The organism is Streptomyces termitum (assembly GCF_014650175.1).
In the GTDB taxonomy this organism is placed as follows: domain Bacteria; phylum Actinomycetota; class Actinomycetes; order Streptomycetales; family Streptomycetaceae; genus Streptomyces; species Streptomyces termitum.
On sequence record NZ_BMUL01000010.1, the window covers coordinates 118918 to 137883 of the forward strand.

General features: G+C 75.3%; 14 protein-coding genes and 1 pseudogene. 9 read left to right on the top strand and 6 right to left on the bottom strand.

Going from position 1 to position 18966, the window contains the following annotated elements; translation table 11 throughout:
- The first annotated feature begins 64 nt into the window (after window positions 1-64).
- Window positions 65-748 carry a 2-phosphosulfolactate phosphatase gene (locus tag IE219_RS20005; RefSeq protein WP_189979355.1) on the top strand — a complete coding sequence of 228 codons (684 nt, stop codon included), beginning with the start codon at window positions 65-67 and terminating at the stop codon, window positions 746-748.
- Window positions 749-822: 74 nt separating this feature from the next.
- Here the strand turns inward: IE219_RS20005 and IE219_RS20010 are convergent, their stop codons facing one another.
- Complete coding sequence (locus IE219_RS20010; protein ID WP_189979357.1) at window positions 823-1302, bottom strand: hypothetical protein; 480 nt, start codon at window positions 1300-1302, stop codon at window positions 823-825.
- 152 nt (window positions 1303-1454) lie between these two features.
- Here IE219_RS20010 and IE219_RS20015 point away from each other — a divergent pair, with 152 nt between their 5' ends.
- The 3 genes and pseudogenes from IE219_RS20015 to IE219_RS20025 all read left to right on the top strand — a co-directional run bounded on the left by IE219_RS20015 (window position 1455) and on the right by IE219_RS20025 (window position 4787).
- Entirely contained in the window at window positions 1455-1970 is a 516-nt protein-coding gene (locus IE219_RS20015) for a GNAT family N-acetyltransferase (RefSeq protein ID WP_189979360.1), read from the top strand.
- Between the two features lie 120 nt (window positions 1971-2090).
- Window positions 2091-3590, top strand: coding sequence for an outer membrane protein assembly factor BamB family protein (locus IE219_RS20020; protein WP_229849882.1), 1500 nt, complete (start codon window positions 2091-2093; stop codon window positions 3588-3590).
- A gap of 149 nt (window positions 3591-3739) precedes the next feature.
- Window positions 3740-4787: pseudogene (locus IE219_RS20025) on the top strand (LacI family DNA-binding transcriptional regulator).
- A 19-nt stretch (window positions 4788-4806) separates the two neighbouring features.
- On the opposite strand, the gene IE219_RS20030 reads toward IE219_RS20025, so the two are convergent.
- On the bottom strand, window positions 4807-7608 hold the full coding sequence (locus IE219_RS20030) for a glycosyl hydrolase (RefSeq protein ID WP_189979362.1): 2802 nt from the start codon (window positions 7606-7608) through the stop codon (window positions 4807-4809).
- A gap of 385 nt (window positions 7609-7993) precedes the next feature.
- On the opposite strand from IE219_RS20030, the gene IE219_RS20035 reads away from it, so the two are divergent.
- The 4 genes from IE219_RS20035 (at window position 7994) to IE219_RS20050 (ending at window position 12863) form a co-directional block, all read left to right on the top strand.
- On the top strand, window positions 7994-9298 hold the full coding sequence (locus IE219_RS20035) for an ABC transporter substrate-binding protein (protein WP_189979363.1): 1305 nt from the start codon (window positions 7994-7996) through the stop codon (window positions 9296-9298).
- 234 nt (window positions 9299-9532) lie between these two features.
- Window positions 9533-10480, top strand: coding sequence for a carbohydrate ABC transporter permease (locus IE219_RS20040; RefSeq protein ID WP_189979364.1), 948 nt, complete (start codon window positions 9533-9535; stop codon window positions 10478-10480).
- A complete protein-coding gene (locus IE219_RS20045; RefSeq protein ID WP_189979365.1) occupies window positions 10477-11382 on the top strand; it encodes a carbohydrate ABC transporter permease in 906 nt (301 codons plus the stop codon). The genes IE219_RS20040 and IE219_RS20045 overlap by 4 nt, the downstream gene beginning before the upstream one ends.
- A 62-nt stretch (window positions 11383-11444) precedes the next feature.
- Complete coding sequence (locus IE219_RS20050) at window positions 11445-12863, top strand: GH1 family beta-glucosidase (RefSeq protein ID WP_189979366.1); 1419 nt, start codon at window positions 11445-11447, stop codon at window positions 12861-12863.
- Window positions 12864-12870: 7 nt separating this feature from the next.
- On the opposite strand, the gene helR is transcribed toward IE219_RS20050, so the two are convergent.
- The 3 genes from helR to IE219_RS20065 form a co-directional block, all read right to left on the bottom strand.
- The gene (gene helR, locus IE219_RS20055; RefSeq protein ID WP_189979367.1) at window positions 12871-15030 is read right to left on the bottom strand and encodes an RNA polymerase recycling motor ATPase HelR; all 2160 of its coding nucleotides are present in this window, start codon (window positions 15028-15030) and stop codon (window positions 12871-12873) included.
- Window positions 15031-15179: 149 nt separating this feature from the next.
- Window positions 15180-15461, bottom strand: a complete 282-nt coding sequence (locus tag IE219_RS20060; protein ID WP_189979661.1) for a hypothetical protein — start codon at window positions 15459-15461, stop codon at window positions 15180-15182.
- A 129-nt stretch (window positions 15462-15590) separates the two neighbouring features.
- Window positions 15591-16187, bottom strand: coding sequence for an HD domain-containing protein (locus IE219_RS20065; protein ID WP_189979368.1), 597 nt, complete (start codon window positions 16185-16187; stop codon window positions 15591-15593).
- A 268-nt stretch (window positions 16188-16455) separates the two neighbouring features.
- Here IE219_RS20065 and IE219_RS20070 point away from each other — a divergent pair, with 268 nt between their 5' ends.
- Entirely contained in the window at window positions 16456-18024 is a 1569-nt protein-coding gene (locus IE219_RS20070; protein WP_189979378.1) for a phosphodiester glycosidase family protein, read from the top strand.
- Here the strand turns inward: IE219_RS20070 and IE219_RS20075 are convergent.
- Complete coding sequence (locus tag IE219_RS20075; RefSeq protein ID WP_229849883.1) at window positions 18009-18776, bottom strand: hypothetical protein; 768 nt, start codon at window positions 18774-18776, stop codon at window positions 18009-18011. The two genes, IE219_RS20070 and IE219_RS20075, sit on opposite strands and share 16 nt — an antisense overlap.
- Window positions 18777-18966: the final 190 nt, after the last annotated feature.

Genomic DNA, 18966 nt, shown 5'->3' on the forward strand with positions numbered 1-18966 from the left:
CCGTAGGGTGACGCCCGTCACCGGACGGGTTCCCCCGGGCGCTCCCGGGCGCGATCATGACCGGATGGACGCTCGCTTCCTCGGCATCGCCGAGCTGACCGACACCCCCTCCACCGCCGTCGTGGTGGACGTGATGCGCGCCTTCACCGTCGCCGCGTGGCTCTTCGGCCGGGGCGCGGAGAAGGTCGTCCTCGCCCCCTCGCTCGACGGGGCCCTGGCGCTGAAGGCGCGCCACCCGGAGTGGCTGGCGCTCAAGGACGGTGCTCCGGCGGCCGGTTTCGACGCGGTCAACTCGCCCGCCCTGCTGCGCTCCGCCGACCTCGCCGGGCGGACCGTCGTGCAGAAGACGACGGCGGGGACGGTCGGCGCCCTCGCGGTCGCGGGGGCGTCGACGGTGCTGTGCGCCGGCTTCGTGGTGGCGGAGGCGACCGCCCGGTTCCTGCGGGACCTCGGGGAGCAGCGGGTGACCTTCGTGGTGACCGGCGAGGAGGGGCGGGCCGAGGAGGACCTGGCGTGCGCGCGGTACATCGCGCGGCGGGCAGCCGGGGAGGAGGCCGATCCGGCCGGGTTCCTGCGCCGGGCCGGCGCGTCGCGCGCCGCCGCCGAGCTGCGGGAGGGCGTACGGGAGGGCTCGCACCCGGACGACGTGGCGCTCTGCCTCGAACTCGACCGGTTCCCCTTCGCCATGGTGGCGGCCCGGGAGGACTCCCTGATGGTCCTCCGCCCGCACCCGGCACCCGCCGCCTGACCCCCGCGCGGGCGCGTCACTCCCGGGTGCGGGCCGCCGGGCCCGTGGCCGCCCCGCCCCGCGCGGCCCCGCCGTCAGCGTCCGTACATCTCCCGGCAGAGTTCGGCCGCGCCCATCGGCGCTCCGACGCGGACCGCCTCGCCGCACAGGCGGCGCATCTCGGGGACCTGTCCGGCCGTCCGGGGCGCGGGCGGCCGGACGCGGGGCTGTGCGCGGGGCGCGGCCGGTTTCCGGGCGGTCGGCCCGCGCGGGGCCGGGGGTGCCGGGGCGCGTCCGGTCCCGGCGCCCGCGGCCCGCCCGGCCGGTGCCTTCGGAGCCCGTACGGGCGCGGGATTCCCCCGCTCCGGTTCGGTGCGGGCCAGTTCCTCCCGGGGCTTCGCGGGGGCGGGGCGGGTCGGCAGGGCGGACGGGGGCCGCTGGTCGGCGGGGGCGAGGGCGGGCGGCCGGGGCGCCGGCCCGGTCGGGGCGGGCGGCCCGGCCCCCTGCGGGAGGGTCACGCAGCCGCCGGTCAGGAGGACGGCGAGCAGCGGGAGCGCGGTGCGGCGGACGTTCATGACCGCCACGCTGCCGCACCCGGACGCGGCCGGGGCGCCGGTACGGGACGGGACCACCGCCACGGGTGAACGGCGCGCCCCGGCTGACCCGCCCGGCCCGGCGGCCGTCCGCGCGAGCTGCCCTGTCGGTGGCGGGGCGTACCCTCCGCGCCATGAACTCCCTCCACCTCGAACCCTGGTCCGCGGCGGGCCTGCCGGTCCTGCGCCGCCAGAACACCCCCGAGATGACCGCGCACCTCGGCGGCCCCGAGACCGAGCGGGCGGTCGCCGACCGCCACGAACGCTATCTGCGGCTCACCGGCGGCGAGATGCTGCTCGTCCGCCTCGGCGGGACGGCGATCGGTTCGGTCGGGTACTGGGAGCGGGAGTGGAACGGCGAGGAGGTGTACGAGACGGGGTACGGGATCCTCCCGGAGTTCGGCGGCCACGGATACGCGGCCGGGGCCCTGCGGCTGGCCGCGGTCCGGGCGGCGGCGCGCGGCACGCGGCGCCGTCTGCACGCGTTCCCCCACGTGGACCACGCCGCGTCGAACGCGGTGTGCCGCAGGGCCGGGTTCGACCTGGTCGGCGAGGTCTCCTTCGAGTATCCCAAGGGCACCTGGCAGCGCTCCCACGACTGGCGGCTCGACCTGGACTCCCTGGACGCCCCGAGCGCCCCGGACGCCTGACCGCGCCGCCCGGCCGGGCGGGCGCCGGGGGGCGGGCCGCCGTCGCTATGCTGCGCGCAGAACAGAATCCCGTTCTAGAAACTCGTTCTGAATCGCTGATGGCCCACGGGGGGACCTCCGATGTCGTACACGCCACCGTCCTGGTATCCACCGGGCTCCGCGCCGAAGCCCCCGCGCCGGCGGCGCGACCACCGGTGGACGCTCCTCGCGCTCGGACTCGCCCTGCTGGTCGCGGCCGTCTCCGGCACCGGGTGGTACCTGCGCGGGCACGACCGGCCGCCGGCCGCCGCACCGCCCGGCACCCCGGCCCCCGGGACGTCCGCGACCACACCGGCGCCCGGCCCGCCCGCCGTCCGCTCCCCCACCCCGGTCCGCGTGCCCGGCGCCGAGGAACTGGCCGACGCCCGCCGTCCGGGCGAGGCCGCCGTGTGGATCGCCGACGACACGACCGACCTGCCGCGCCGGACCATCCCCGTCCACACCCCCTGGCTCGTCGGCGGCACCGTCGTCCAGGCCCTGTACCGCGAACTCACCGCCTACCGCGTCGAGGACGGCACCGAGGCGTGGAACCTGCCGCTGCCCACCCCGGTCTGCGAGGCGCCGGTGAACCCGGCCCCGGACGGCCGGATCGTCCTCGTGCTCCGCAGCAGCGACGCGGAGCGCGGGGCGAAGTGCGACCGGCTCCTGATGGTCGACCTCAAAAACGGGAAGCCGGGCTGGAGCAAGGAACTGCGGCAGACCGGCACCCGGGACGACACCTTCCTCACCCATGTCGCCATCAGCGGCGACACCCTCGCCGTCGTGCAGTCCATGGTGGCCACCGCGTACCGCGTCTCCGACGGCTCCCGCCTCTTCGGCATCCCCACCGAGGAACCGGGCCGCTGCCACCCCGACAAGGTGGCCGGCGGCGCCCGGCTACTGGTCTCCGCCACCTGCGGACTCGACGTCGACCGCCGGAAGACCTCCCACCAGCTCCGCGAACTCGACCCGCGCACCGGCGCGGTGCGCTGGCGCCACCGCACGGAGCCGGGCAGGAAGATCGAGCGGGTGATCTCGGTCGACCCGGTGGTGTACACGCTCCTCGACGTCGACCGGCTCGCCGACGACTGGCGGATCGTCGCCCTCGGCCCCCGGGGCGAGGTGCGCCGCACCATCGACGCGCGGCCCAAGGGCTTCACGCACTGCGCCGACGCCGGGATCGACGCCGACCTCCAGCCCTGCCCCGGCGCCTTCGTCGCGCACGGGCAGGTGCACCTCGGCGGGACGGACCGGGTCGGCTCGTACGACCTCACGACCGGGAAGCTCGTCCAGGGGGTCAAGGCGGACGGCGGACGGCGCCTCTACCCGGTGCACGCCGAGTCCCCGAAGGCGCTCGTCGCCTACGAGTCGGCGACGCCGAGCTCCCCGGGCCGCCTCTTCCGCCTCGACCCGAGCGGCGCCGCGGGCACGAAGAAGGACCTGCTGCGCCTCCCGGCCGCCTCGGCGGCGGTCGAGTACGGCACGATGGCGGGCCGGATCCTGTACGCCGACGGGCGGCTGCTCCTGGCCCCCTCGTCCGTCTCCGGCGACGACGTCCTGCACCAGCCCCGCGTCGTCTCCTTCGCCCCGGCACCGAACTGACACCGCCTCCGCACCGGTACGGCCTCCGAGCTGCCCCCCGATCGGCCCCGCGCCCGGACCGGCCCCTGCGGCGGCCGGTCCGGCGGGCCTCCCGAGAGCGCTCTCAAGCCCCCGGCCCGGCCGGATATCCTGAGCCCGGACCGGAGCAGATGAAGGGGGCCCACGTGGCCGAGCAGACGGCGGGGACCCGCCCGACCCTGGAGGCCGTCGCGGCCCTCGCCGGAGTGTCGCGGGCGACGGCCTCCCGGGTGGTCAACGGCGGTGCCGGGGTGCGCCCCCCCGCTGGTCGACAAGGTGCGCCGGGCCGTCGAGGAGCTCGGCTACGTGCCGAACCTCGCGGCCCGCACCCTGGTGACCCGGCGCAACGACGCGGTGGCCGTGGTCATCGCGGAGCCGGAGTTCCGGATCTTCTCCGACCCCTTCTTCCAGGAGCAGGTGCGCGGCATCAGCCGAGAACTGACCGCCCACGACTCGCAGTTGGTGCTGCTCTGGGTGGAGGACACCGGCGACCACGACCGGATCGCGCGCTATCTCGGCGGCGGCCACGTGGACGGCGCGCTCGCCTTCTCGCTGCACGACGAGGACGAACTGGCGGCGGTGCTGCGCCGGGCGAAGGTCCCGACGGTGCTCGGCGGGCGCCCGACGGACGGGCTCGGCCCCGATCTGCCGTACGTGGACTGCGACAACCGGGGCGGGGCGCGCGAGGCGGTGCGGCTGCTGGTCGGCCGGGGCTGCCGGACCGTCGCGCACCTCGCCGGGCCGCGTGACCAGACCTCGGCGGCGGACCGCGCCGACGGTTACCGGGACGTGCTGGGCGACCCGGATCCGGCGCTGCTGTGCCAGGGCGACTTCACGGCGGAGAGCGGCGCGCGGGCGATGGCGGAGCTGCTGGAGCGGCGCCCGGACGTGGACGGGGTGTTCGCGGCGAACGACCTGATGGCCTCGGGCGCCCTGCGGGTGCTGCGGGAGCGGGGGCTGCGGGTGCCCGAGGACGTGGCGGTGGTCGGTTTCGACGACGTGGCGTCGATCGCCGAGCGGACCGACCCGCCGCTGACGACGGTCCGCCAGGACATCGAGGGCATGGGCCGGCTGATGGTCCGGCTGCTCATGCGGATCCTGAACGACAGCGGGTCCGGGGCGCCCGCCCCGGACCCGCTGATCACGCCGACGACGCTGGTGCGCCGGGCCTCGGCCTGAGGCCGGTACCGGTCCCTCCTCAGTCGTAGGGGATGACCAGGACCGAGTCGGCCGAGCCGGTCCTGACCGTGGCCGGGCCGTTGCCGATGGCGCTCCACACCTCCAGGCGGACCGTGCCGCCGCGCAGGTCGCCGAGGGTGCCGGTGGCGGACTTCAGGCCCCGGGCCTGGTCGTAGCGCTCCCAGCCGGGGACCGGGTCGGTGGCGAAGTAGTGGTAGGTCTCGGTGCGTTCGAAGGTGCCGTCGCCGGTCAGGTCGTAGCTGATCCGGACCTGCTGGCCGAGGCCGACGGCGGTGCCCGCGTCCACCGCGAGGCGGAAGGAGGTGGCGGCGCCGGGGGTGAGGGCGCCGGTCACGTTCCGGGCCTCGTAGACGAGCGGCCGGTAGGGGCTGCCGTCGTGGTTGGCGCCGTCGGCGGAGGCGATCGTGTCGCCGCCGGCGGCGGTGTCGGTCGCGGTGGTCAGCAGGCCGCCGCCCGCGAGCCGGAAGGTGTCGCCGGTGCCCGGCTCGGGGCAGGCGGGGCCGCCGGGCTGCCCGCAGGGGACGGCGCCGGTGCCCGTGCCGGTGGCGGTGGAACGGGCGGGCACGGTGAGGGACTTGCCGTCGGAGAAGGTGACGGTGACCGGGTCGGGGCCGTAGTTGTGGGCGGCGTAGGTCCGCTCGGTGCCCTTGCGGAAGACCGCCGAGGTGGGGATCGATCCGGTGACGGTGGCGTCGGGGGCGCCGAGCGCGTCCAGGGTGGTCAGCCAGTGGTAGGTGTGGGCGCGGGACTCGCCGGCCTCGGGGGAGTAGTTCCCGCCGGTGGCGTCGAAGCGGGCCTTGGCACGGGCCGGTTCGGCGAGCGACTCGAACTCCCAGAGGATGTCGCGCCATTCGACGGCCGGGCCGCCGTTCTCCCGTTCCATCTCGGCCAGGTTGCGCCGGATCGCGGCCGGATAGGAGCCCATGTGCAGCGCGTTCCCGGCGGTCACCGGGAGGGTGTTGATGCCGTGGATCTCCTCGGGGTTCGCCGTCCACCAGGTGGAGTAGGCGCCGCCGCTCCCCCACACCATGCCGACGGTGTCGTGGCCGAAGGAGCCGGGGAAGACCTGCTGGTCGGCGTCGAACCAGTACTGGCCGATGGCGTCGGACTCGGTGGCCAGGAGGTAGCCGCCGAGGTCGCGCAGGGAGGCGTCGCCGGTCGCGGAGCCCCACAGGACGAGGGCGGCGCTCAGGTTAGTGGACTCGGAGGAGGACTCCTGGTTGTTGCCGGCCGCGAAGCCGGAGTGGCCGGAGGCCCAGCTGTGCCCGGCGTAGACGTCGAAGCCGCGCAGGAAGGGGAAGGCGGTGTCGGTGCGGCCGGGGTTGGCGACGTCGCGGACGAGGGTCTTCACCATGCCGCCCCAGGCGGAGTCGGCGGCCCACGCCCGGTCGTACTGGGCGACGATCGCGGCGGCGTACACGTAGTAGCCGTAGTGGAAGTGGTGGTCGTTGAGCTCGGTGTCGCTGCCGTACGAGGCGGGGTAGCCGGTCAGGGTCTTCCAGGTGCGGTCGTACGAGAACTCGCTCGCGCCGCCCGCGGTGAACCACTCCTGGAGCCGGCCCTTGAGCAGGCCGACGATCCGGTCGCGCAGCGCGGTGTCGCCGAGCTGCTCGGCGAGCGGCGCGAGCTGGGCGAGGCGGCCGAGGGCCTTGCCGGTCCAGTAGGTGTCGGTGGCGCCGGAGAACGGGTCGGCGGCGTTCACCACCTCGTTCAGGTAGCCGCGCAGCCGGGCCTGGTCGACGGCGCCGGTCGCGGGCAGCCCGGGGAGGACGGCGGCCTGGGCGCGGCTCGTGGTGAAGGAGCGGCCCTCGCGGACCTTCATGGTGCCGCGCGGGGAGACGTAGGTGTACGGGGTGAGGGGGTCCGTGGAGTGGAGCCACTGGTGGCGGTAGAGGGCCTGGAGGGTGCCGGTCTCGGTGCCCTCCTTCGCCTCGGTGGTCAGGGTGTACGTGGCGTTCACCCGGCCGGCCGCCGTCGACCAGGCGACGCGGGAGCCGGTGACGAAGCTGTAGGCGTAGCGGCGGTAGGTGGCGAGGGCGTCGGCGGAGGGGAGGACGGCGACCGAGAAGTAGTCCTTGCCGCCGAGCCCGGCGGTGAGGGTGCTGCCGGAGACGTTCCAGTCGGTGCCGGTGGGGGCGAAGAGGGCGTAGTGGTGGCCGGCGACGGTGATGCCGAGGACGTTGCCCTGGTCGGCGAAGACGGTGGGCGGGGCGGCGGCGGTGATCCGGGCGTCGCCGCCGGTGCCCCTGGCGTACACGTAGGGCAGGCCGTGGCCGATGGTGGTGCGCAGGGTGCGGGCGCCGTCGGACCAGGCGGGGGTGACGGTCCAGTCGGACCAGTCGTCGGCCCTGGCGTCGGGCGAGTTGAGGCCGGTCAGGCCGAGGGTCAGGTCGGCCTTGTGGGGGAACTCGTACTGGCGGCCGTCGCCGACGATCGCCGGGGCGGTGGGGTAGCCGATCTCCAGGCCGCCGGCGACGGCCTGGTAGGTGAGCGGATGGCCGTACATGGGGGTCGAGTACGGGTTGCCGCCGTAGCGCTGGAAGGCGAGCGAGGACCACCAGTCGTTGGTGGGGACGGGCCGGCCCTGGGCGGCGGCGGTCACCTTGGGGGTGACCGGGGCGCCGGTGTCGGTGGTGGGGCCGGAGGTCCCGGCGGGGCGGGTGTCGGAGTAACCGCCCGCGCCGACGGGGACGGTGGCGGCGAAGGCGGCTCCGGCGGCGGCCGGTACGAGACCGGCGGCGGCCAGGGCGGCGGCGAGGACCAGCGGCAGGACGGCCGGTCGGGAGCGGGGAGCTGACACGGACAGCACCTCTTGGCTCGGAGGAGGGGGTGGGGGTTGCCGTACAAGGCGTTGAGAGCGCTCTCAGCGGTGCTGAACGTAAAACTCCCGAAACCTGGGCGTCAAGAGAGCGGACCGGTTCGGGACTTGGGCCGCCGAAGTCGTAAACGGGCTCCGATTCCGAGCCGTTACGCCTTCGAGTCTTGACGGGGGGCGGCTCTCCGGGGCACGCTCCAGACCGTTCTTGAGAGCGCTCTCAATCGGTTCCGGGCGGTCTTGGGAACGGTCCGGAGAACAGTTCCGGGACCAGCCCCGGGACCGCCGGACCCGCCCCCGTCTCCTCGACCCGACCAGCCCGATCGATCCGACCAGCCCGTTCAGCCCCGAACGCCAAGGGAGCCCGCCCATGCCCACCACCCGAGCCGCCGCCCGGGCCGTCCTCCGCCTCGGAGCGGTCGCCCTCGCCGGGTCACTGCTCGCCGCCTGCGGCTCCGGCACGTCCGGCACCGCCTCCGACGGGGCGGGCGGCAAGGTCACCCTGACCGTCGACCTCTTCGGCTCCTTCGGTTACAAGGAGGCCGGGCTCTACGCCGAGTACGAGAAGCTCCACCCGAACGTCACCATCAAGCAGAGCGACACCCAGGACGAGGCCGACTACTGGAAGTCGCTCCAGACCCGGCTCGCCGGGGGCGGCGGCCTCGCGGACGTCCAGGGCATCGAGGTCGGCCGGATCGCCTCCGTCACCCAGCAGCAGGCCGAACGCTTCGAGGACCTGCGGAAGTACGGCGCCGACTCCCTCAAGGACCGGTTCGCCGAGGCCAAGTGGGCCGCCGCCGCCGGGAAGAACGGCGAGGTCCTCGCCCTCGGCACCGACGTCGGCCCCGAGGCCCTGTGCTACCGCACCGACCTGTTCGCGGAGGCCGGACTCCCCACCGACCGCGCCGAACTCGCCAAGCGCTGGTCCACCTGGGACGGCTACCTGGACCTCGGCCGGCAGTACAAGGCCAAGGCACCCGGCAAGAGCGCCTGGATCGACAGCGTCGGCAGCCTCTACTCGATCATGATCGGGCAGGAGAAGGAGCGCTACTACGACGCCTCCGGCGCCCTGATCTGGGAGACCAACCCGCCCCTGAAGGCCGCCTGGAACGCCTCCGTCGAGGCCAGCCGGGACGGGCTCAGCGCCAAGCTCGACCAGTGGTCGCCGCAGTGGAACCAGGCGTTCGCGGCCGGCTCCTTCGCCACCATCCCCTGCCCCGCCTGGATGCTCGGCTACATCAAGGGCCAGGCGGGCGAGACCGGCAAGGGCAAGTGGGACGTCGCCCCGCTCCCCGGCGGCGCCGGGAACTGGGGCGGCGCCTACCTCGCGGTGCCGCGCGCGGCCAAGCACAAGAAGGAGGCGTACGAGCTGGTCACGTGGCTCACCGCCCCCGAGCAGCAGGCCAAGGTCTTCACCGCGCAGGGCAACTTCCCCTCCGCCACCGCCGCCATCGCCGAGGTCGCCGGCACCACCGACCCGTACTTCAACGGCGCGCCCATCGGGAAGATCTTCGGCGACGCGGCGAAGGCCGCGCCCGTCCAGGTCCTCGGCGTGCACGACCAGAACATCAGCCAGCAGATCACCAACGCGCTGAGCGAGGTGGAACGCAAGGGCCTCGCCCCCGACAAGGCGTGGGAGAACGCGAAGAAGGGCGTCGCCAACACCCTCGGCTGATCCCCGGGGTCCCGCCCGGGACCCCGCCCGGGGCCCGGATTCCTCCACGGCCCGGACCTGGGCTCCCCGAAGCTCCGGGCCCGGGGCTCCCCGGGCCTCGGGGAGCCCCGGGCCCGCCCCGGGCACGGGCCCGGTGGGGCCGGACGTCCCGCCCCACCGGGCCGGTGTCCGGCCCCTCGGGCCGAAGCCCCCGCCCCGTCCCTCCCCCGTCCTCCACCCCCGAAGGGCCGCCCCGTGTCCCTCGCCGCTCCGGCGAAAGCCGTTCCCGCCCCGCGTCCGCCGGCCGTCCGGCGGCTGTGGCGGGCCCTCTCCCCGTACGCGTACGTCGCCCCGTTCTTCTCCCTCTTCGCCGCCTTCGGCCTCTTCCCGCTGGTCTACACGGCGTACGTGTCGCTGCACCGGGTCGAGCTCCAGGACCCCGGCACCATGGAGTGGCGCGGCCTGGGGAACTACACCGCGCTCCTCGGCGACGAGTTCTTCTGGACCGCGCTGCGCAACACCTTCACCATCGGCCTGCTCTCCACCGTGCCGCAGCTCGTGATGGCGCTCGGCCTGGCACACCTGCTCAACCACCGGCTGCGCGGCCGGACCTTCCTGCGGACCGCGATGCTGCTGCCGTACGCCACCTCGGTCGCCGCCGCCACCCTCGTCTTCGCCCAGCTCTTCGGCCGCGACTTCGGGCTCGTCAACTATGCCCTCGGCCTGGCCGGCGTCGGCCCGGTCGACTGGCAGTCGGACACCCTCGCCTCCCAGATCGCGGTCTCCACGATCGTCGTCTGGCGCTGGACCGGCTACAACGCGCTGATCTACCTGGCCGGGATGCAGTCCATCCCGTCCGAGCTGTACGAGGCCGCCGAGATGGACGGCGCCTCCCGGCTGCGGCAGTTCTTCCACGTGACGCTGCCGGGGCTGCGGCCCACGATCCTCTTCACCGTCGTCGTCTCGACCATCGGCGCGACCCAGCTGTTCGGCGAGCCGCTGCTGTTCGAGGGCTCCATGTCGGGCGGCATCTCGCACCAGTACCAGACCCTCGGCCTGTACCTGTACGAGCAGGGCTGGGGCTTCTTCCACCTGGGCCGGGCCGCCGCCATCGCCTGGGTGATGTTCCTGCTGATCCTGGTGCTGGTCGGGGCCAACGCCCTGGTCGCGCGCCGCCGTTCCCGCAAGGAGGCCGGCCGATGACCGCGCTCGCCGACCCGCCCGCCGCCACCCGCCCCGCGCCGCAGGGCGCGCCCGCCCGCCGGGGCCGCCGGTCGGGGGCCGGGCGGACCATGAGGGCCGGGCCGGTCGCGTACGCCGTCCTGGTCCTGGCCGTGCTCGTCTCCGCCTTCCCCTTCTACTGGACGATCGTCGCCGCCAGCCGCACCAACGCCGACCTGGCGCAGGTGCCGCCGACCCTGGTCCCCGGCCCGCACCTGATCGACAACTTCCAGGCCGTGCTCGACGAGGCCGACATCGGCAAGGCGCTCCTCAACTCGCTGATCGTGTCCGGTTCGATCACCGTCGGCACCGTGCTCTGCTGCACCCTCGCCGGCTTCGCCTTCGCCAAGCTCCGCTTCCGGGGCCGGGGCGCGCTCCTCGCGGTCACGGTCGGCACGATGATGATCCCGCCGCAGCTCGGCGTCATCCCGCTGTTCATGCTGATCGCCGAACTCCAGTGGGTGAACCAGCTCCAGTCGGTGATCCTGCCCGGCCTGGTCTCCGCCTTCGGCGTCTTCTTCATGCGCCAGTACCTGGTGCAGTCGCTGCCCGACGAGCTGATCGAGGCCGCCCGGGTGGACGGCGCGTCGACCGCCCGGATCTTCTGGTCGATCGTGGTGCCGATCGCCCGCCCCGGCATGGCCGTCCTCGGCCTGCTGACCTTCATGTCCGCCTGGAACGACTTCTTCTGGCCCATCGTCGCCCTCTCCTCGCAGGAGCCGACCGTGCAGGTCGCGCTGCGGCAGCTCGGCGGCGGCTACGTCCACGACCAGTCGGTGATCATGGCGGGCACGCTGCTCGGCACGCTGCCCGTGCTGCTGGTCTTCGGCCTGCTGGGCCGTCAGATCGTCGGCGGCATCATGCAGGGCGCCGTCAAGGGCTGACCGCCCCCCGCGTCCTCCTCCCGCTCCCCCTCCTCCCCTCCCTCCTTTGGAGTTGCCTCCCCATGACCGCTGCCGACACCCGCGCCGAAGTCCGCACCGCCGACGCCGCGACCCTCCGCTTCCCGGCGGGCTTCCGCTGGGGCACGGCCACCGCCGCCTACCAGATCGAGGGCGCGGCCTCGGAGGACGGGCGGACCCCGTCCATCTGGGACACCTTCAGCCGGACCCCGGGCCGGGTCCGCAACGGCGACACCGGCGACATCGCCGCCGACCACTACCACCGGATGCGCGAGGACGTCGCCCTCATGCGCGAGCTGGGGGTGACGGACTACCGGTTCTCGGTGGCGTGGCCGCGCGTCCAGCCGACCGGGCGCGGCCCGGCCCTCCAGAAGGGCCTGGACTTCTACCGGCGGCTCTGCGACGAGCTGCGGGAGGCGGGCATCAGGCCGGTGGCGACGCTGTACCACTGGGACCTGCCGCAGGAGCTGGAGGACGCGGGCGGCTGGCCGCGCCGGGAGACCGCCGAGCGGTTCGCCGTCTACGCGGGCCTCACCGCCGAGGCGCTCGGGGACCGGGTCGCGACCTGGACGACCCTGAACGAGCCCTGGTGCGCCGCCTTCCTCGGCTACGGGAACGGGGTGCACGCCCCGGGCCGCACCAGCGACGCGGACGCGCTGCGCGCCGCCCACCACCTGAACCTGGCGCACGGCCTGGCGGTGGACGCGCTGCGGACCGCGCTGCCCGCCGGGACGGAGGTGTCGCTGACGCTCAACCTGCACGTGGTGCGGGCGCTGACGGAGTCGGCGGAGGACCGGGACGCGGCGCGCCGGATCGACGCCGTCGCCAACCGGATCTTCCTGGACCCGGTCTTCCGGGGCCGGCTGCCGGAGGACCTGGTGCGGGACACCGCCCGGGTCACCGACTGGTCGTTCGTCCGGGACGGCGACCTGGCGGCGGTCGCGGCGCCGATCGACTCGCTGGGCCTGAACTACTACTCGCCCACGGTCGTCGCGGCCGGCTCCTCGGAGTCTCCGTCGCCGTGGGCGGGGGCGGAGCGGCACGTCCGCTTCCTGCCCGCGCCGGGCCCCCGGACGGCGATGGACTGGCCGGTGGACGCGGACGGGCTGTACGAGCTCCTCGCCCGGCTGCGCGACGAGCTGCCGGGCGTCCCGCTGGTGATCACCGAGAACGGGGCGGCGTACGAGGACTACGCCGACCCGTCCGGGCGGGTGCGCGACCCGGAGCGGGTCGCGTACCTGCGCGGCCACCTGGCGGCGGTGCGGCGGGCGATCGAGGACGGGGCGGACGTGCGGGGCTACTTCCTGTGGTCGCTGCTGGACAACTTCGAGTGGGCCTACGGGTACAGCAAGCGGTTCGGGATCGTGCACGTCGACTTCGCGAGCCAGCGGCGGACCCCCAAGGACAGCGCCCGCTGGTACGCGGACGTCATCGCGCGCGGCGGGCTGCCGGCCGCCCCGTGAACCCCCCTCAGGAGGTGGTGAGGACGGCGAGCCGCCGGGTGGCCCGGGTCATCGCCACGTAGCGGTCCACCGCGCCCGCGACGCCGGTGCCGAAGTCCTGCGGGTCGAGGAGGACGACGAGGTCGAACTCCAGGCCCTTGGCGAGGCTCGGGGTGAGCGCCCTGACCCGGGGCCGGTCGCCGAGCGCGGGCAGGTGCCCCTCGGCGGCGACGACGCAGGCGACGCCGTCGGCGTGGTCCGCGAGCCAGTCGTCGAGGAGGGCGTCGAGCTCGGCGGCGGTGCCGTGGTGGACGGGGATGCCGGAGGCGCGGACCGAGGTCGGCACGTTCGCGTCCGGGAGGGCGGCGCGGATGACGGGCGCGGCCTCGGCCATGACCTCCTCGGGGGTGCGGTAGTTGATGCTCAGGGAGGCGGTCTCGATGCGGTCGAGGCCGATCCGCTCCAGGCGCTCGCGCCAGGACTCGGTGAAGCCGTCCCGGGCCTGGGCCCGGTCGCCGACGACGGTGAGGCTGCGGGAGGGGCAGCGGAGCAGCAGCATCTGCCATTCGGCGTCGGTGAGCTCCTGGGCCTCGTCGACGACGATGTGCGCGAAGGGTCCGGCGAGCGGGTCGGTGGGGGCGGGCGGCAGGCCTGCGTCGTCGGTGAGGCTGTCCTGGAGGTCCTTGCCGAGGAGCATGGTGACGGCGCCCTCGCCGTCGTCGTCGGAGCGCACGATGCTGTCGATGACGCCGGCCATCCGCTCCTTGCGGGCGGCGAGGGTGGCCTTCTCCCGGCGCTTGCGGGCGCTGGAGCGGGGGTCGCCGAGCCGCTGCCGGGCCGCGTCGAGGAAGGGCAGGTCGGACTCGGTCCACGCCTGGGCGTCGGCCCGCTGGAGGGTGCGGACCTCGTCCCGGTCGAGCCAGGGGGCGCACAGCCGCAGGTAGGCGGGGACGGTCCACAGGTCGCCGACGAGGTCGGTGGGCTCCAGCATGGGCCAGGCCCGGTCGAGGGTGCCGACGAGTTCCCGGTCGTGCCGCAGGGCCCGCTCGAAGAGGACGTCCGGGACGTCGTCGGCGACCCGCTCGCGCAGGAGGGAGACGAGTTCCTCCCAGATCAGTTCGCGGGCCTCGTTGTGCGGGGTGGAGGGGCCGGGGGCGTCGAATGCCTCCGCCCAGTCGTCGGGGGTGACGGTCAGGTGGCCCCAGTCGGTGGTGACGCGGGTCTCCTCGGCCGGGGGCTCCTCGTAGAAGCGGACGGCCTTCTCGATGCCCCGGACCAGGGCGCCGGAGGACTTGAGCCGGGCGACCTCCGGGTCCTTCTCGGGCCGGGCGGCGGCCCCTTCGGGGACGAGGTCGCGGACGGTGCAGGTGCGCACGCCCTCCTCGCCGAGGCTGGGCAGCACGTCGGCGACGTAGTTCAGGTACGGCTGGTGGGGGCCGACGAAGAGGACGCCGCCGCGCCGGTGGCCGAGGCGGGGGTCGGAGTAGAGCAGGTAGGCGGCGCGGTGGAGGGCGACGACGGTCTTGCCGGTGCCGGGGCCGCCGTCGACGACGAGGGCGCCGCGCGAGCCCGCGCGGACGATGGCGTCCTGGTCGGCCTGGATGGTGGAGAGGACGTCGCGCATCCGCTCGGAGCGGTGGGTGCCGAGGCTGGCGATGAAGGCGGACTGGTCGTCGAGGGCCGCGTGGGCGTCGAGGCCGCCCTCGGTGAAGACCTCGTCCCAGTAGTCGGTGATCCGGCCGCCGTTCCACCGGTAGCGGCGGCGGCTGGCCAGGCCCATCGGGTGGGCGTGGGTGGCGCCGAAGAAGGGTTCGGCGGCGGGTGAGCGCCAGTCGACGAGGAGCCGCTCGCCGTCGCTGTCGGTGAGGCCGAGGCGGCCGATGTAGAGGGGTTCCGAGCCGTCGGCGGAGACGATCCGGCCGAGGCACAGGTCGAGGCCGAAGCGGCGCAGGGCGCGCAGCCGGCCGGCGAGGCGGTGGACCTCCAGGTCGCGCTCCATCGCCTCGCGGCCCGCGCCGCCGGGCGCGCGGCGGACGGTGTCGAGCCGGTCGGAGAGTTCGGCGACGGCCTGTTCGAGGCTCTCCGCGATGGCCGCGAAGTGCTTCTCGTCGTCGGCGACGAGTGCCGGGGCGGCCTTGGCGGCGAGACGGTCGGGAAGCGCGAAGGGGCCGGTGGTGCGCAGAGGCATGACTCTCGTTTCCGCAGGTGGCTGAGGGTAGATGTGCGATTCTGCGGCATGAGGGGGGCCTTGCCGCAAGGCCCCCCTTGCGCTATACCTTGAACATGGCGGGAGGTCTCCCGCCTTTTCGCCGCCCGGTCCCCCGCCCGGGGCCGTGGTCAGCGGGTGTCGCCGGTCCAGTCGAAGCGCGCCGGGTCGCCGCCCCGGGGACCGTACACCGCCTTCCCCCCGGAGCCGTAACGGCTCAGCTCCGTCTCCAGGACGGCCCCGGCGCGTCTCTCCTCGCCGGTCCAGTCGGTGACGTCGAGCAGGAGTCCGTCGAGCGGGCCGCCGACCAGCTCCGCGTAGGTGCGCCCGGGGCGCGGTCCCGGGTGCGGGTCGTCGTGGTCCTGGCCGTAGACCCGGCCCCTCAGCAGCTCCTCGTCTCGGTCCCCGCCCATGCCGCCGTCCTTCCCCCTGCCCCGGGCACTGTCGCTCTGCCTGTCCATGGCCCCAGCGTGCCAGCCGGCACTGACAGTGGCCCGCCGGGCGCGGTCGGGAACCGGGCAGGGCGCCGCCGGGGCGGCGGCTCAGGTGAGGGCGTGGCCGTGGGCGGCGGCGAGGGCGGCGAGTTCCGGGTCGCCGTAGTGGCGGCGCAGGGACTGGAAGAGGGCGGTCTTGTCGGCGCCGAAGCGGCCGACGCGGGCGGCGTAGCTGTCGGGGGTGACGAAGCGCGGCGGGGTGCTCTTGCTGTGGAACTTGTCGGCGTACATGACCATCCGCTCCTCCGGGGTGGCCGGCACGTAGTCGGCGGGCGGCAGCGGCAGGTTCTGGGCGAGGACGTCCTCCTTGGTGACGCCGACGCCGGTGTGGTGGGAGCAGAACCGGCAGAGGGTCTCGGGCAGGCCCTCGGCGGCGAGGAGTTCGTGGCCGAGGACGCCGTGGGTGATGTAGGCGGAGCCGTCGAGGCGGCCGTCGGCGTCGTACAGCCGGTAGACGCCGATGTCGTGCAGCAGGCAGCCGGCCCGGACGAGGTCCGGGTCGACGTCTACGCCCGAGCGGGAGATCAGCTGGTCGGCGATGTCCGCGACGATCTCGCAGTGGGTGAAGACGAGCGCGAAGGCGGCGTCGCTGGGGGCGTGTTTCCGGTGCAGTGCCCGGATGTCGTCGTACGAGGGGATCTCCACCGGGGAAGGATAACGGGGCCGCGCGGGCCGGCGGGGGGCCGGGGGACGAGGGGGCGGGCTCCGGCGGGGCGGCCGGGGCGGGGGCGGGGTACGGCGAGCGGGTGACGTCCGGCGGCTTCGTGCCCCGCGTGGAGCACGGGGCGGGGACAGTGGGGCCGGCGGATCTTCCGTCGCCGTCCTCCCGCCCGCCGGTTCCGGTACGTCCCGCGGTCACGGGCGGCTGGTCGGCTGTCTCCCCTCCCTTGTTCCGGTGACGGAAGGATTCCCCATGCAGCGCAGGTCCGTGGCCCTGCTGGCCGCCGCGGCGCTCCTGTCGACGGCCTCGGTGCCGCTCGCGGAGGCCCGTACCGCCGTGCCCCCCGCCGCCCGGGCGGCCGACGTCCGGGAACTGGCGCCGGGGGTGACGCTCACCTCGCTCGTGTACGGGCGGCGCGACGCGGACGACGTGTGGACGGCGCAGGTCAATCTGCCGGAGCGGCCCGACGGGCCGTTCGCCGGGGCGGCCATGGCCCTGGGGCCCCGGGAGACGGCGCTGCGCGCGGCGGAGGAGCTGCGGGCGCGGGGCTTCGCGCCGCGCGTCGAGCGGGTGGACGCACCGGAGTTCGCGGACCGGGCGGCCGGGGTGCTCGGCTGGACGGTGCGGGTGGGGGCGTACGGGGACGAGGCCGGGGCCGCGGCGGAGCTGGCCCGGGTGCGGGCGGCCGGCTTCGCGGGCCGTACCCGCTACACGGCGCAGGACGGCGACGACGAGGACGCCCCGCAGCGCGTGCACGTCCTGCGGGTCGACCTGGCCGCCCTCGGCGGCCGGCTGGAGACCGCGCACGGCCCCACGCTGCACGGCACCGAGAAGCTGACCGACCTGATCGCCCGGTCGGGCGCGCTGGCCGGGATCAACGGGCAGTGGTTCTACAACGACGCGCCCGGCGGCCTGTACGTCCGGGACGGCCGGCTGCTGGGCTCCGCGACCCAGGGGCGGGCGGGCGTCCGGCTGGAGCGCGGCGGGCGGTCCCTCTCCGTGGACGCCTTCACGGCGCGGGTGACCGTCCGGGCGGGCCGGGAGACGGTGGAGGTGGACGGGGTGAACCGGATCCCGGGCGAGATCTGGAACTGCGGCGGGGTCGGCGGCGACCTGCCGACCGAGCGGCCGCGGCACGACGTGCGGTGCGCCGATCCGAGCGAGCTCGTCCGCTTCACGCCCGAGTGGGGGGCGCCGCCGTCGGGGGCCGGCGCGGAGGCCGTGCTCGACGGGCGCGGCCGGGTGATCGAGGTCCGCGACGGCCGGGGCGCGCCGGTCCCGGCGGGCGGCTCGACGCTCCAGGCGACCGGTGACAGCGCCGCCTGGCTGCTGCGGACCGTCCGGGCCGGCATGGTGCTCCGCTTCGACGAGCGGATCCGTGACGGCCGGGACCGGACCGTCGCGCCGGGCCCGGACACGACGATCCTCCAGGTGGGTCCGGCCCTGGTGCGGGACGGCCGGGTGGCGGTGAACGCGGTGGGCGACGGCGTCGTCCGCGAGGGGCCGGACCAGAGCTTCACCTACGACTGGACGGTGCGCGCCAATCCCCGGTCGATGATCGGGGTGGACGGGGAGGGGCGGCTGCTGCTCGTGGTGGCCGACGGGCGGCGGCCCGGGGTGAGCGAGGGCCTGGGGATCGACGGCGCGGCCCGGCTGATGGTGTCCCTGGGCGCGCGCCAGGCCCTCAATCTCGACGGCGGCGGCTCCAGTGTCCTCGCGACGGCCGGCGGCATCGTCAACCGGCCCTCGGACGCCGCGGGCGAACGCTCCCTGGGCACGAGTCTGCTGCTCGTGCCGGCGGCGGGTCAGGCCGGGTCGTAGGCCCGGGGGACGAGGGGGCGGGCGGCGGCGGCGAGGCCGAAGCCGTGGGTGGCGGCGACCGCCCGGATGTGGTCGGCGGAGAGCGAGCCGTGCCGTTCGAGGACGAGGACGGGCAGCCCGGAGCGGGTGTGTCCGGCGGTGCGGTGGAAGGACAGCACGCTGACCGGGGCCGGCCGGTGGAAGGGGTGGCGGCGGGCGGCCTCCCCGGCGGCGTGGGCGAGGACCCGGATCGCCGGCCCGGCGGGCTCCTCGCCGGGGCCGGGGACGGAGGTGACGGCGAGGAAGGTGCCGCCGGTGAGGCCGAGCGCGGCGCCGAGGAAGGCGTGCGAGGGGCAGCGGGTGCCGGGGGCGGCGACCCGGGCGGTGGCCAGGCCCCCGTCGGTGGCGGTCAGGTGGGCGGGGACCCGGTCGGCGGCCGGTCCGCGCAGGCCGAGGGGGCCGAGGGCGAGGAGTTCGTCGATCAGGGCCCGGAGCTGCTGCCGGGGCACGTCGTCGGGGAGCCGGGTCCAGTCGAAGGCGGCGGGGACGTGCTCGGGGACGGTGGTGAGGGAGGCGGGCCGGTCGGCCGGGCGTCCCCGCCCCCGGTTGACGCGGGCGAGGACGTCCCGGTCGGGGCGGAAGGTGAGCGCCCGGCCGTGGCCGAAGCCGTGGGCGACGGCCTGTCCCGCGGCGAGCGCCTCGGCCGCTTCCCGTACGTCCTCCGGCCGCTCCGTTTCCAGGGTCCGCACCGCCGTGGCCTGCTGCACGCTCACGGGAACCACCTCCGTGTCCTCGCCATGTGATCGTTGTACGGCGTGCAACGACCCAGCGGTGCGGGGGTCACCCGAACCGCCCCTTCGGCCCAGCCGGGCGGAGGCGGACCGGCGCCGGATCCCCGAAAGGAGGGGAACGGGTGTGCGGGACCGTCTACGATCCGGTCTCGGCCCGGACCGTACGGACGGG